Origin of the sequence: Pseudomonas mangiferae (assembly GCF_007109405.1) — a bacterium.
GTDB lineage: Bacteria > Pseudomonadota > Gammaproteobacteria > Pseudomonadales > Pseudomonadaceae > Pseudomonas_T > Pseudomonas_T mangiferae.
In genome coordinates, this window is sequence record NZ_VJOY01000001.1 from 513,804 (window position 1) to 529,187 (window position 15,384).

Below are 15,384 nucleotides of genomic sequence, written 5' to 3' on the forward strand. Positions count from 1 at the left end.
CCCACGCGGCCAAGTTCTTGAAACGCATCGTGATCCGCCCAGCGGTCAACCGAGAGGCGCGCGGCCGGGGAACTGGCCGCGCGCTCCGGTCAGGCATCCACCGGCGGACGGCTCTTGGCCAGCAACGCCTCGCGCTGCTCCGGGGTCAGGCTGTTCAGCTTCAGCCGTACCTGGGCGGTACGCTCCAGGGCGCCCGGGCTCGACTCGCGCTCCCGCAGGGCATCGGCCAGGCCGGCCACGCTGGGATGGTCGAACACCAGACCCGGGTGGACCTCCACCTGCAACTGCTTGCGCAGCCCCGCCACCAGCTTGATCACCAGCAACGAATGGCCGCCAAGGGCGAAGAAGTCCTGGTGGATGCCGACCCGCTCCAGCCCCAGCAACTGCGCCATGCCCTCCGCCAGCAGGGTTTCCACGGCATTGCGCGGCGCCACGTAATCGCCTGCGGCCAGGAGGGTGTCCGGGCTCGGCAGCCCGCGCCGGTCCACCTTGCCGTTGGCCAATCGGGGCATCTGCGCCACCGGGAAGAGCCGGGCCGGGACCATGGCCGCCGGCAGGCGGTGCGCCAAGGCCTCCTGCAAGCGCTCCAGCCAGTCCTCGCCGAGGCCCTCCCGGGGCTGCACATAGGCGATGAGCTGGAGGTCGGCCGACTCGCCCGGGCACCACGGCTGGACCACCGCCTGGGCCACCGCTGGCTCGGCCAGCAGCGCCTGCTCCACCTCGGCCGGCTCGATGCGGAAGCCGCGAACCTTGACCTGGTGATCGCGGCGTCCGCAGAGCAGCAGCGTGCCGTCGGGCAACAGCCGGCCCAGGTCACCGCTGCGGTACAGGCGTTCGCCGGGCCGCTGCGGGTCGTCCACGAAGGCTGCGTCGCCCGCCTCCCCCAGGTAGCCCCGGGCCAACTGGCGGCCGCCGATGTACAGCTCGCCCTGGGCACCGGCCGGCACCGGGCGCAGACGGTCGTCCAGCAGCTCTACCCGGCAGCCGTCCAGGGCCTGGGCCAGGCTCACGCCGGCGCTCAGGTCCTGGCCCGGTTCCAGCCGGCGGTAGAGCACGCCCACGGTGCTCTCGGTGGGGCCATAGTGGTTGTACAGGCGGCAGTCCGGTGCCAGGCGGAACAGGCTGTCCACCAGGCTCGCCGGTATCGCCTCGCCCCCCAGCACCACGGTCGCCGGCAAGCGGATGCTTTCCGCCGTCAGCAACGCCGCCAGGTGTGACGGCACGATCTTCAGGCAGTCGATGGCGCCGCCAGCCAGGAACCCGGCGAAGCGCGACGCATCCTGCACGTCGGCGTCGGCGGCCACGTGCAGGGTGGCGCCGTTGAACAGCGCGCCGAACAGGGTGGTATGCCCCAGGTCGGCGGCCACCGTGGAGGTCATCGCGAACTGGCGGCAACGCTCCAGGGCCAGCGCATCGCTGGCGGCGACTACGTAGTTGAGCAGGCTCTGGTGCTCGACCAGCACGCCCTTCGGCGTGCCGGTACTGCCGGAGGTGAACAGCACGTAGGCCGGCTGGTCGGCGCGTGCCGGTTCGAAGGTACAGGTCGGGGCGTCCTCGGTGTCGGCGGCGTCCAGGAACAGGACATCCAGTCCTTCGGGGTTCGGCCAGCAGGTGCGTTCGCTCAGTACCAGGTGGGCGCCGGCCTGTTCCAGCAGCAGGCGCCGACGCGCGTCCGGCCAGCCCGGGTCCAGGGGCAGCCAGGCACCACCGGCACGCCACACCGCCAGCAGCGCCGTCACCAGCCCGGCGGAACGCGGCAGCGCCAGGGCTACCACCTGCCCCGGGGTCACGCCGCGCTGCCGCAGGCGCCGGGCCAGGCGTTCGACCTGTGCCTCCAGCTCCGCGTAGCTCAGGCGGGCACCGTCATCCACCAGGGCCAGGGCATCCGGGGTGCGCCGCGCCCAGTCGGCGATCCGCTCGGGGAGCTGCGGCCCGGCGTCCGCCGCTGGCGCGCCCTCGAAGGCCGCCCACAGCGCCTGTTCCTCAGGCGCCCGGGCATCCAGGTCAGCCAGGGCCGCCCGGCCGTTCTCCGCCAGGGCCACCAGCAAGGTGCGGTACTGGGCCAGCAGCAGGCCGGCCACCTCCGCCGGGTAATGGCGGGTATCCACGCGCACGCTCAGCCGGGTCAGGCGCTCGTCCCGGCATTCACCGCTCAGCAGCAGCTCGAATTCGCTGTCGCCTCCTTCCCGCACCGCCACCTGCCAGTCCTCGGCCAGGGCCGGCAGGCGCTCCAGGACGAACCCGGCGCGGAAATGGCCGTCCAGGGTGGGGGCTTCCACCGGCCACTGTTCCTGCCAGGCGGCATGCTGCTCCAGGACCTGCTCCAGGTCGTCCAGCCAATCGGCGAAAGATCGCTCGGCGGGCAATGCCAGCACCAGGGGCAGGCTCTTCTCGAACAGCCCGATGCAGCCGGCGAAATACTCGTAGTCCCGTCGGCAATCGTGGCGCCAGCCCACCAGCAGGCGATCCTGCCCGGCGAGATGCCCCAGCAGCGTCCACCAGGCCCCCTGCAGCACGGTGTCCAGGGGCTTGCTCAGCTCAGCGCACAGCGCCTGCAGGCGTTCGGCCAGCGCGGCGTCCACCGCCTCCCGCAGCACTGCCGCGTCCGCCGTGGTCCGGGAGCGTTCCTGGCGATACGGCAGGCGCAGCCAGCCGGAACGGCCCTCGCCGACCACCGGCTCCAGGTGCTGCTGCCAGTAGGCACGGCCCGCGCCGGCATCCTCGTCCTGGGCCATCTCTTCGCGCCACTCGACGTATTGCCCGTAGTGCGCCGCCTCGTCGCTGACGTCGCCCTGCGGATAGCCGCCCTGCGGATCGCCGCCCCGCGGATGGTCGCCCCGCTGGTAGGCATCCCGCAGCGCGGCGGCGAAGGCCGCCAGCCCGCCCCGGTCGCTCAGCAGGTCGGCGATCACCAGGGCCAGCCCGTGACAGGTATCCGCCACCCGGCACAGCTGCACCCGGCAGAGAACGTCGGCATCCAGCGGGAAGCCCGCGCGACGCCGCGCCTCCACGTCGGCCAGGAAGGCCGTCCAGGGAGCCGGGCGATCGCGTCCGTCCTGCACCTCCAGCCCGCCGAACCCGGTATCGTCCGGGGCCTGGCGCAGGCCCCGATAGGCCGCCACCCGGAACATCCGGTGTCGCAGCAGCGGCTGTTCGCTCGCCACCCGTTGCAGGGCGCGCTGCAGGCGCGGCAGGTCCAGGGCACCCTCCAGGCGCAGCACCAGGGCCAGGGCCGGGCGCACGGCGGCATCGCCGTGGCGCAGGCAGGCCTGCTGCTCGGGGCTCAGGGGCAACCCGTTGTCGATCGCACTCACAGCTCCACCTCCGTGGCCAGGGCCGAGGCCGGCCGGGCGGCGGGTGCCTGCTCCAGGGCGGACCGGTCGTACATGTCGCCCATGGCCACCACGATCTTGCGGGGCCCCTCGTACGGGTCGCGGGCATGGGCGGCGAGCATGTTGTCCAGCAGCACCACGTCGCCCTTCTGCCAGTCGAAGCGCACCGCGCACTCCTCGTAGACGCGGCCGACGGTTTCCATCACCGCGTCGGGGATCGGCGTGCCGTCCCCGTAGTAGACGTGGCGCGGCATGTTGTCGAGGCCGAACAGGCCGATCAAGTCGTCGCGCACGTCGGGGTCCAGGCACTGGATGTGGTGCAGCTGCACCTGGTTGAAGAACGAACGCTCGCCGGTCAGCGGGTGGCTGATCACCGCCGGGCAATAGGTGCGGGTCTGCAGCTCGTCATCCTCCAGCCAGCGCCAGTCGATGCCGGCGGCGCGGCAGCGGGCCTCCACCTCCTCGCGGCTATCGGTCTTGAAGAAATGCCGCCAGGACACGTCGAGCTTCTCGGTGAAGGTGCGCACGTAGAGCAGGCCCTTGCGCTCGAAGGTCTGCAGCACGTCCTGGGGCAGGCGCCGACACATTTCCCGGCAGTCGACGATGGGGGTCGCGCCGCCCTTGGGCGAAGGCTGCTCGCAGAAGAACATCTGCTTGCGCGGCCAGCGGTCCTGGTGGGAGCTCTCGTTGTGGAACAGGATCATCTTCTGTTCCGGGTACGGGGTGGAGCGGTAGGTGTTCTTGCCGCCCTCCTTCTTCGGCAGATCGCCGTAGCGACCGTAGAGGCCCGGCTGCACCGCCTCGGCGAACTGCTCGAACTCCTCGATGCCGCGCAGGCCGAAGCCGCGGAACAGGATGCAGGCGTGGGTGACCAGCTTCTCTTCCAGCAGCGGGCGGTTCTGCGCGATCCACTCGATGACGTTGAGATCGCCACCCTCGGGCTGCGCCAGCAGCGGGAAGTCGTGCCCCTCCCGCAGCGCCGTGAACCGCACCGAGGGTGCGGCCTTGGCCGCGGTGACCGGGCCTTTCTTGAGGAACTTGTTGAGCTTGTCGAACTTGTTGCTCGCCGCCTTTTCCGGGGCAGCGCTTTCGGGCGCGATGGCCATGACGAATTCTCCCAGCAATGTGTGCCGGTCCCGCAGGGTCTGTTCGAGGATGCCGATCCAGCTGTGCATCAGCCGTTCGATGCGCTCGCGCCTGAACAGAGCGACGGCGTAGGACCAATTACAAACAAGGCTATTTCCGACTTCTTCCACGAACAGGCCCATCTCGAACTTCGAGTGGCGCTCTTGTAATGGGAGCGGCTCCAGGCGGAGCCCCTCGATTTCCAGGGTGCCGGACGGGGTGTTGTCCATGACGAACAGCACCTGCACCAGCGGGTTCACGCCCTTGATGCGCTCCACCGCGCAGGCTTCGACGATCAGGTCCAGAGGCAGGTCCTGGTGCTCGAAAGCCTCCAGGGCCTCGCGCTGGACCCGCTCCAGGTAGGCGGAGAACGGTTGCGCCGGATCGAAGCGGGAGCGCAGCGGCAGGACGTTGACGAAGAAGCCGATCAGCCCCTCCAGCTCCCGCTGCTGGCGCCCGGCGACGTCGGTGCCCAGCACCAAGTCGTCGCCCCCGCAGGCCCGGTGCAACAGCAGCTGGAAGCTGGCCAGCAGCAGCAGGTAGGGCGTGGTGTCCAGGCTCCGGGCCAGGGCCTTGAGGCGGCCATAGAGCGGTTCGTCCAGGCGGAACTCCAGGCTGTCGCCGTCCAGGCTCGGCACGCTCGGCCGCGGCTGGTCGGTCGGCAGCGCCAGGCGGGCCGGCGCGCCGGCCAGGCGCTGGCGCCAGAACGCGGTGTCGGCCTCCAGCCCGCCGGCCTCGCGGCGGCGCTGCTGCCAGAGGGCATAGTCCAGGTACTGCAGCGGCAGCGGCGCCAGGTCGGCGGGCCGCTGCAGGGCGCAGGCGCGGTAGAAGGCCAGCACCTCGTTGACCAGCACGCCCATGGACCAGCCATCGGACACGATGTGGTGCATGGCGAAGCAGACCTGGTGGTGGTCGGCCCCCAGGCGCAGCACGTGGACCCGCAGCAGCGGCGCCGTCTCGATGTCGATGCGCTGCGCCAGGCAGCGCGCCAGCCAGTCCACCCGCGCCGGTTCCCGGGCGGCCGGCGGCAGGTCGGCGATGTCCTCGAAGGCCAGGGGCAGCTCTACCCACTCGGCCACCACCGCTTCCGGGTCGCCCTCCTCGTTCTGCCGGTAGGCGGTGCGCAGGATCTCGTGGCGCTGCAGCAAGCGCTCGAAAGCCTGGGCCAGGGTCGGCAGTGCCAGCGGCCCGCGCACGTCCAGGGCAGCCGGCATGATGTAGGCGGCGCTGGGGGCGGAAATCCGATCCACCAGCCACAGCCGCTGCTGGGCCAGGGACAGAGGGAGCGGCGCGAGACGCGGCTGTGGTGCCAGGCTCGGCAGCCCGTCATCGGCCGGCACGCGGGTGGCCCCCTGCCGGGCGATGCGCTCGGCCTGGGCGGCCAGGTCGCGGCACTCGAAGAAGTCCCGCAACTGCACGCCTTCCAGCCCCTCGGCCCGGGCCAGGGATACCGCCCGGGTGGCCAGCAGCGAATGACCGCCCAGGGCGAAGAAATTGTCGTCGCGCCCCACCCGCGAGATTCCCAGCACCCGGCGCCAGAGGTCCGCCAAGCGTTGCTCCAGGGCACCGACCGGTTCGGCGAAGGCCCCGTCCCCGGCGTCCTCGGAAGGCGCGGGCAGGGCCGTGCGATCCAGCTTGCCGTTGGGCCCCAGGGGGAAGGCGTCCAGCATCACCCACTGGGCGGGCACCATGTAGTCCGGCAATTGAGCCTGCAGGTGCGCCCGCAGAGCCGTGCGCAGGGCGGCGGGATCGCGGTGGTCCGCCGAGGCGCCTGGCACCCAGTAGGCCACCAGGCGCTTGTCGCCTTCCTGCTCCAGGGCCAGCACCAAGGCCTCGCGGACATCAGGGTGATCGGCGAGGCACGCCTCGATCTCCCCCAGTTCGATGCGGAAGCCGCGGATCTTCACCTGGTGGTCGGCACGGCCGACGTACTCGATCAGGCCATCGGCGCGGTAGCGCGCCAGGTCACCGGTGCGGTACAGCCGGCCGCCCGGCTGCGCGCCGAACGGGTCGGGCAGGAAGCGCTCGGCGCTCAGCCCCGGGCGGCCGAAATAGCCCCGGGCCAGCAGCGCGCCACCGATCAGCAGCTCGCCGGTCACGCCCACCGGCACCGGGTTCAGGCTCGCGTCCACCAGGTACACGCAGCGTCCGTCCAGGGGTCGCCCGATGGGCATGGTGGCCGGCAGCGGTTCGCGTCCCGCCAGGTAGTCGGCGCAGTCCAGGGCCGTGGCGGACACGGTGGTCTCGGTGGGGCCATAGGTGTTGAGCAGGCGCACGTGGCCGAGCCCCGCGCGGGCCCAGTGCTGCAGGCCGTCCGGTGGCATCGCCTCGCCGCCGATGTGCAGCTGGCGCAGGCGGCCGAAGTCCTGGGGCCCCCGCTCGGCGACGTCGCGCACCAGCATGTACCAGTAGGCGGTGGTCACGTCGATGACGCTGACGCCCTGCTCCACCACCTGGCGGCGGAAGGTCTCGCTGTCCCACAGCTCCGGTCCGCGCATCAGCACCGAGGCGCCACAGGTGAGGGCCGGGTACAGCTGTTCGACGAAGGCGTCGAAGTTGAAGGTGCCGAACTGCAGCGCGCAGTCCTCGGGCTGCAGGGCGAACAGCGCGGTGATCACCTGCACGTGGCGCGCCAGGGCGGCGTGCTCGATGCCGACCCCCTTGGGCCGCCCGGTGGAACCGGAGGTGAACATCAGGTAGGCCAGGTTGCGCGGCTGGGCCAGGGGCGCCGGGTCGTGGTCGGCGCCCGCCTGCAGGTCCTCCTGGTCCAGGCACAGGCAGCGCACGCCCGCGGGGACCGGCAGGCGCTCCACCAGGGCGCTGTGGCTGAGCAGCAGGCGCAACCCGCTGTCCTCCATCATCCAGCCCAGACGTTCGGCGGGGTATTGCGGGTCCAGGGGCACGTAGGCGCCGCCGGCCTTGAGGATTGCCAGCAGGCTCACCACCAGGTCGAGGGAGCGCTCCAGGGCGACGCCCACCGCCACGTCGGGGCCCACGCCGCGCTCGCGCAGCCGGTGGGCCAGGCGATTGGCGCGGCGGTTCAGGGCGTCGTAGTGCAGCACCTCGCCGTCCAGCTTCAGCGCGACCCGGGCCGGGGTGCGGGCCACCTGGGCCTCGAAGGCCTGGTGCACGCAAGGCAGCGCCTGCGCCGTTTCCAGGGGGCTCCAGGCCTCCAGCAGGGTCCGGGTCTCGGCCTCGCCGGTGAGACGCAGGGCGCCCAGGCAGCCCTCGGGCGAATCCACGAAGCCCTGCAGCAGGGTCACCAGGTGGTCGTCCAGGCGCGCCATCGTGTGCTCGGTGAAGCGGTCGCGGCGGTAGCCATAGTCCAAGGACAGCCGCTCGCCCAGGTGCACGGTCAGGGTCAGCGGGTAATTGGTGCGCTCGTGGTTGGCCGCCGCGGAGAAGCGCAACCCGGCGCCGTCGCTGCGTTGCAGGCTTTGCGCCACCGGGAAGTTCTCGAACACCAGGATGCTGTCGAACAGGGCGTCACCGGACGCCCCGGCCCAGCGCTGGATGTCGTACAGCGGCGTGTATTCCTGCTCCCGCAGCGCCAGGTTCAGGGCCTGCACCGTCTGCAGCCAGTCGCTCACGGTCTGGGTGGGCCGTGGCGCGGCGATCAGCGGCAGGGTGTTGATGAACAGGCCGATCTGCCGCTCGATGTCCGGCAGCTCCGCCGGGCGGCCGGACACGGTGGTGCCGAGGGCCACGCAGCGCTGGCCGGTGTAGCGCTGCAGGAGCAGCAGCCAGGCGGCCTGGATCAGGGTGTTGACGGTCACCTTGTGTTGCCGGGCGAAAGCGGCCAGGCGCGCCGACGTGGCTGCGTCCAGCAGGCGCTGACGCTCGCCATGGCCAGTGGCCTCCGGCGCAGGACGGGGCAGCGCCGCGGCCAGTTGAGTCGGTCCCTCCAGCGCGGCCAGCTGGCTGCGCCAGAAGGCCTTGGCGGCATCGGCGTCGCGCCCCCGCAGCCAGGCGATGTAGGTGCGGTAGGCGCCCGGCGCGGGGGGCTCGGGATCGCCGGCGTAGCGGCCGAGGATTTCCCCCAGCAGCTGCGCATTGCTCCAGCCGTCCATGAGGATGTGGTGGCTGGTGTGGATCAGGTGATAGCGGGTGTCGTCCAGGCGGATCAGGGTCAGCCGCAGCAGCGGCGGCCGGGCCAAGTCGAAGCCGCGCTGGCGGTCCGCCTCGGCGAAGGCATCCAGTGCCTGCTCGGAGGCCTGGCCCCGCCAGTCCAGGCATTCCAGGGGCAGGGCCAGCCCGCGCCGGACGAATTGCAAGGGTTGGGCACCATCGTTCAACCAGACGAACCCGCTGCGCAGGATGTCGTGGCGCGCCATGCCGGCCTGCCAGGCGGCTTCGAAGCGCGCCACGTCCAGGCCCTCGACGTCCACCCGCAACTGGTTGACGTAGGTGTCCTGCTCACCTTCGTACAGGCTGTGGAACAGCATGCCCTGCTGCATCGGCGACAGTGGGTAGAGGTCCGCCAGCTCGGCGGCCGGCAGCGGCAGGCTGTCCAGCTGGTCCTGGCTCAGGCCGGCCAGCGGGAAGTCCGAAGGCGTGGCGCCCCGCGGGCCACCGGCGGCGCAGTGCTCGATCACCGCCAGCAGCTCGTCGCGGTAGGCGTCCAGCAAGGTCTGGATGGTCGCCTCCCGGTACATGTCGCCGCTGAAGGTCCAGTCCAGGCTCAGGGCGCCGTCGTAGACCTGGCCGTCGATGGCCAGCCAGTTGAGGACTTCCGAGTCCTCGCTCTGGCCGGCGCCGCTGCTCTCGCCGGCGGGACGCAGCAGGGCCTCCGCGTCGAAGCTGGCGTCGAACTGGCCCAGGTAGTTGAAGGTGACCCGTGGCTCGGGCAGCCCGGCCAGTTCCTGGCGCGTCTCGGGTTCGGCCAGGTGCCGCAGGATGCCGTAGCCGAGGCCCTTGGACGGCACCGCCCGCAGCTGCTCCTTGACCGCCTTGAGGGTGCCGGGCAGGTCGTCCGCCGGGGTCAGGCGCAAGGGGAACAGCGCGGTGAACCAGCCCACCGTGCGGCTCGGGTCCAGGTCGTCGAACGGTGCCTCGCGGCCATGGCCCTCCAATTGGATGCGCACCGACGGCGCCTCGGTCCAGCGGCACAGCACCCGTGCCAGGGCCGCCAGCAGCAGGTCGTTGACCTGGGTCCGGTAGGCGGCCGGGGCCTGCTTCAGCAGGCGCTCGGTCTGGGTACGGTCCAGGCGCAGGTTCAGGCGCCGGGCATGACGCTGGGCCAGGCTGCCGCCGGGATGGTCCCGGGGCAGCTCGGGCAGGTCGTCCGCCAGTTGCTGGCGCCAGTAGTCCAGCTCCGCCCGCAGGGCCGGGTCGGCGGCATGGGCCTGCAACCGTTGCGACCAGGCCTGGAGGGAGCTGCTGCGCGGCGGCAGGACCACGTCGCGCCCGGCGAGGCGCTGCTGGTAGGCGCTCTGCAGGTCCTCCAGCAGCACCCGCCAGGACACCCCGTCCACCGCCAGGTGATGGATCGCCAGCAGCAGGCGCTGGCCGTCCGGCGCCTGGATCAGCGCGGCCCGCAGCAGCGGCCCCTGGCGCAGGTCGAGACTGGCCTGGGCGGCGTCACAGACCGCGGTGATCGCCTCGGCGTGCGCCACCTCGCGCACCCACAGGCTCTGGACACCGACGCCCGGCTGCCAGTCCCGGTAGCGGGCGCGCCAGTCACCCCGCTCGTCCTGGAAGAAGCTCAGGCGCAGCGCATCGTGATGCGCCAGCACGGCGTCCAGGGCCTCGGCCAGGCGGTCGCCGTCCAGGGGAACGCGGCTGCGCAGCAGCACCGACTGGTTCCAGTGGTGGGGCTGCGGCACCTGCAGGTCGAAGAAATGCCGCTGGATCGGCAGCAGCGGCAGCTCACCCTGGGGCGGCGCCTGTTCTCTTGACGGCGCCCCACCCTGCCCGGCCGCCGCGGCGAGGCTCGCCACCGTCTGGTGCTGGAACAGGTCGCGGGGGCTCAGTTGCAGGCCGGCCTCCCGGGCGCGGCTGACGATCTGCAGGGAGACGATGGAGTCGCCGCCCAGCTCGAAGAAGTTGTCCTCGCGGCCCACCCGGGCCATGCCCAGCACTGCCTGCCAGATGTCCGCCAGGGCCTGCTCGGCGGCGTTGGCCGGCGCCTGGTAGTCGCTGCGGGCGACCTGTTCCGGCTCCGGCAGCGCCTTGCGGTCCAGCTTGCCGTTGGGGGTCAGGGGCAGGCGCGGCAGCAGCAGGAGATGGGCCGGCACCATGTAGTCCGGCAGGGTCTGGCGCAGGTGCTCCCGCAGCTCCGCCAGCAAGGCGTCGTCGCCTGCCGTCTCGCCCAGCGCCACGTAGGCCACCAACTGGGCGCCCTGGCCGGTGTCCCGGGCCAGCACCGCCGCTTCCTGCACCCGCGGGTGGGCCAGCAGGCGCGCCTCGATCTCGCCCAGCTCGATGCGGAAGCCGCGCACCTTCACCTGATGGTCGATGCGCCCCACGTAGTCGATGCGCCCATCGGGCAGGTAGCGTGCCAGGTCGCCGGTGCGGTACAGCCGCCCGCCGGCAGGGCCGAAGGGATCGGGCAGGAATTTCTCGGCGGTGAGCGCCGGGCGATCGAAGTAGCCGCGGGCCAGGCCGGCACCGCCCAGGTACAGCTCGCCTGCGACCCCGACCGGCACCGGCTGGCCGCCGCCGTCGAGAATGTAGGCACGGGTGCCGTCCAGGGGCCGGCCGATGTTCGGCATGCCACCCGCCTCGCGCAGGGCGAAGGTGGAATAGGTAGTGTCTTCCGAAGGGCCGTACAGGTCGTGGACCCGCTGGATGCCCGGCACCTGGTAGAGGGCGTCCACCAGGCTCTGCTTCAGTGCCTCGCCGGCCAGGTTGACGATGCGCACGCTGGCCGGGATGCCGTCGGCCCGCAGCAGCGCGGCGATGGCCGAGGGCACGGTGTTGATCAGCCGTACCCGGTCTCGGGCCGGCAGCGACGGCAGCGCCAACGCGTTGTCCGCCAGTACCGCGAAGCCCCCGCGACAGAAGGTGACGAAGAACTCCCAGACCGACAGGTCGAAGCACACCGAGGTGGCCGCCAGCACGCCGCTGAGGTCCTCCCGGGTGTAGTGCCGCCGCGCCCAGTCCACCAGGGCGGTGGCGTTGCGGTGCTCGATGGCGACGCCCTTCGGCTTGCCCGTAGAGCCGGAGGTGTAGATGAGGTAGGCGAGGTCTTCCGGACGGGCACGGGCCGGCGGGTCGAGTTCCGCCGACGCCTGGGCGGCGTCCGGCTCGTCCAGGCAGAGGACCCGGGCCTCGCTGGCCGGCCAGCGCGAGCGCAGGGCCGAGACGCTCAGCAGCACCCCGGCGCCGCTGTCGGCGAGCATGTAGGCGACGCGCTCGGCGGGGTAGTCCGGGTCCAGGGGCACGTAGGCGCCGCCGGCCTTGAGCACTGCCAGCAGCGCCACCGGCAGGTCCACGGTACGCGGCAGGGCCACGCCCACCCGCGCGCCGGGCGCCACGCCCAGGGCGATCAACCGATGGGCCAGGCGGTTGGCGCGGCGGTTCAGTTCGGCGTAGGTGTAATGCGCCTCGCCGACGATCAGCGCCAGGGCGTCCGGGGTGCGCTGCACCCGTGCCTCGAACAGCCGGCCGAGGGTCTCCGGCTCGGCCAGGGGCTCGCTGTCGTTCCAGGTGTCCAGCAGCGTGCGGCGCTCCTGGGGATCGAGCATGTCCAGCTCGCCCAGGGGACGCTCGGGATGGCTCACCATGGCCTGCACCAGGTTGCGCCAGTGGTTGGCCATGCGCCGCACGGTGGCGGCGTCGAACAGGTCGCTGGCGTAGGTCAGCGCGGCATGCAGGTCGCCGTCCCGCTCGTAGGTGTCCAGGGTCAGGTCGAACTGGGTGACCCGGGTCTCCCCCGCCAGCCGGCCCAGGCGCAGGCCCGAGCGAGTGGCCAGGGCGTCCACCGCGCGCACCTCGGGCTGGTGGTTGTACATGGCCTGGAACAGCGGGTTGCGGCTCAGGCTGCGCTCAAGCTTGAGGGCCTCCACCAATTGCTCGAAGGGCAGCTCCTGGTGGCTCTGGGCGCCCAGGGCGGTATCCCGCACGTCCTGCAGGAAGGCCTCCACCGTGCGGGTCGGGTCGAGCTGGGTGCTCAGCACCTGGGTGTTGACGAAGAACCCGATGAGCCCTTCCACCTCGGCCCGGTTGCGGTTGGCGATGGGCACGCCGACGCGGATGTCGGCCTGGCCGGAATAACGGTGTAGGAGTAGCTTGAAGGCGCCCAGCAGGAGCATGAACGGCGTCAGGTTGCGTTGCCGGGCGAAGGCCCGCAGGCGCTCTACCCAGGCGCCCTCGAGGGCGAATTCGACGCGCTCGCCGCGGTGCGAGGGCACCGCCGGGCGCGGATGGTCCAGGGGCAGCTCCAGGGCCGGGTGCTCGTCACCCAGGCGCGCCTGCCAGTAGTCCAGCTGGCGCTGCAGCTCGCCCGCCCCGAGCCAGCAGCGCTGCCACAGGGCGTAGTCGGCGTACTGCACGGGAAGCGCCGGCAGCCCGGGCGCCTCGCCCAGGGCGAAGGCGTCGTAGAAGTGGGTGAACTCGTCGATCAGCACGTTCATCGACCAGCCGTCGGAGACGATGTGGTGCAGGGTCAGCAGCAGCACGTGCTCCGCCTCGCCGAGGCGTACCAGCACGATGCGCAACAGGTCGCCGCCCACCAGGTCGAAGGGCGCGCGGGCCTCGTCTTCGGCCAGCCGCGCGACCCGAGCCTCGCGCTCGGCCTCGGGCTGCCGGCTCAGGTCTTCGCGGCGGATCGCCGGCTGGAACGGCGGCCGCACCTGCTGGCGGACCTGGCCGCCTTCTTCGACGAAGCCGGTGCGCAGCACCTGGTGCCGCTCCACCAGGGCGGCGAAAGCCTGAGCCAGGGCGTTTTCATCCAGGGCGCCGTGCAGGCGCACCGCCCCCGGCAGGTTGTAGGCGCCGCTGTCGGGGGCCAGCTTCCAGAGGAACCACATGCGCCGCTGGGCATAGGACAGGCCGTCGCGCTCCGGGCTGTCCACCCCGGCCGGGATCGGCAGCAGGCTGAAATCGATGCCTTCCTGGCCCAGCACGTCGAGGAACATCCGGCGCTTCTCGGCGGGCAGCCCGATGAAACGTCGGGCCAGGTTCAGGGCGTCTTGTGCATTCATGTGTCGATCCGTCCGGCTGTCCGGGGGACGCCACGCATCCCCGCCATACCCAGTTGAACGAAACAACCTCGGCATCATTTAGCGGGGGATGGCCGCCGTTCGGGTGAAGGGGAATACACGCTGCACCGAGCCCCACGGCATGCGGCAGGGTTGCCCCCGGCGCAGGCGCCGGAAACGACGAGGCCGCCCGGCGCGGAGCAGCGGGCGGCCTCGTCGGGCAGAGGGGAAGGCTCAGGCTTCCAGAGCGGCCCGCAGCGCACGGGCGAAGCGCGTCGCCACCTCGTCCACCTGCTCGGCGCTGATCACCAGCGGCGGCAGAAAGCGCACCACGCTACCGTGGCGGCCGCCCAGCTCCAGGATCAGCCCGCGGCGCAGGCACTCCTGTTGCACCCGGGACGCCAGGCGGCCGTCGGCGGGCGGGTGGCCAAGAGCATCGGCGCGCCCCGCCGGGTCCACCAGCTCCACCCCCAGCATCAGCCCGCAGCCGCGGATGTCGCCCAACTGCGGGTAGTCCCGCTGCAGGGCGCGCAGGTGGCCGGCCAGGCGCTCGCCTATGGCGGCCGCGTGGGCGGGAATGTCGTGTTCCACCAGGTAGCGCATCACCGCCGAGCCAGTGGCCATGGCCATCTGGTTGCCGCGGAAGGTGCCGGCATGGGCCCCCGGCTGCCAGGTATCCAGGTGCTCGCGGTAGACCATCACCGCCAGGGGCAGGCTGCCGCCGATGGCCTTGGACAGCACCACCACATCGGGGACGATGCCGGCGTGCTCGAAGGCGAACATCCGTCCGGTGCGGGCGAAGCCGCTCTGGATCTCGTCGACGATCAGCGCCACGCCCGCCGCCTCGGTGATCCGCCGCAGACCGCGCAGCCAGTCCAGGTCGGCCGGGATCACCCCGCCCTCCCCCTGCACCGCCTCGACGATCACCGCGGCCGGCGGCTGCACGCCGCCCTCGGGGTCGTTCAGCAGGTTCTCCAGGTAGTGCAAATTGGCCTGCACGCCGGTGGCGCCGCCGAGGCCGAACGGGCAGCGGTAGTCGTAGGGGAACGGCAGGAACTGCACGCCGTTGCCCAGCAGCGCGCCCAGGGCTTTCTTCGGCCCCAGGTTGCCCATCAGCCCCAGGGCGCCCTGGCTCATGCCGTGGTAGCCGCCCTGGAACGCCAGGACGGTGCTGCGCCCGCTGGCGGTGCGCACCAGCTTGAGGGCAGCTTCCACCGCATCGGTGCCGGTGGGGCCGCAGAACTGGACCTTCGCCTGGCGGGCGAAGGCCTCCGGCAGCAGGCCGAACAGGTCCTGGACGAAGCGGTCCTTCACCGGCGTGGTCAGGTCGAGGGTGTGCAGCGGCAGTTCGTCGTCCAGCACCTGGCGGATGGCGTCGATCACCACCGGGTGGTTGTGGCCCAGGGCCAGGGTCCCGGCGCCGGCCAGGCAGTCGAGGAACACCCGGCCCTCCACGTCCTCCACCTCCAGGCCGCGGGCCCGCTTGAGGGCCAGGGGAATGCGCCGCGGGTAGCTGCGGGCGTTGGATTCCTGCTGCGCCTGGCGGGCCAGCAGCGGCGATTCCTCGAACCGGTAGAGCGTTTCCGTCGGGGCCGCGGCGGCACCGGCCTGCTGCGGGCGTTCGTCCACCTCGCGTGTAGCGACTTGCATAGCTGAACCCTCGATGAGTGTGGGGTGCCGGCACCGCCCCGTCCGGGGGCGGCGTGCACGGCTGTTCTGGTAACGGGTGGCCGGTGTGGCGATTTAGCGCGCCCGCCCGGCGTCGCGGGGACACCGGGCGAGGC

Annotated in this window: 3 protein-coding genes; all 3 read right to left on the reverse strand. The window is 71.9% G+C overall.

Features of this window, described 5'->3' with window-relative positions:
* Window positions 1-89 precede the first annotated feature (89 nt).
* Complete coding sequence (locus tag FM069_RS22010) at window positions 90-3,314, reverse strand: non-ribosomal peptide synthetase (protein WP_143486563.1); 3,225 nt, start codon at window positions 3,312-3,314, stop codon at window positions 90-92.
* Complete coding sequence (locus tag FM069_RS01955) at window positions 3,311-13,603, reverse strand: non-ribosomal peptide synthetase (protein WP_143486565.1); 10,293 nt, start codon at window positions 13,601-13,603, stop codon at window positions 3,311-3,313. Before FM069_RS01955 ends, FM069_RS22010 begins: the two co-directional genes overlap by 4 nt.
* 231 nt (window positions 13,604-13,834) lie before the next feature.
* Window positions 13,835-15,250, reverse strand: coding sequence for an aspartate aminotransferase family protein (locus tag FM069_RS01960; protein ID WP_143486567.1), 1,416 nt, complete (start codon window positions 15,248-15,250; stop codon window positions 13,835-13,837).
* Window positions 15,251-15,384: the final 134 nt, after the last annotated feature.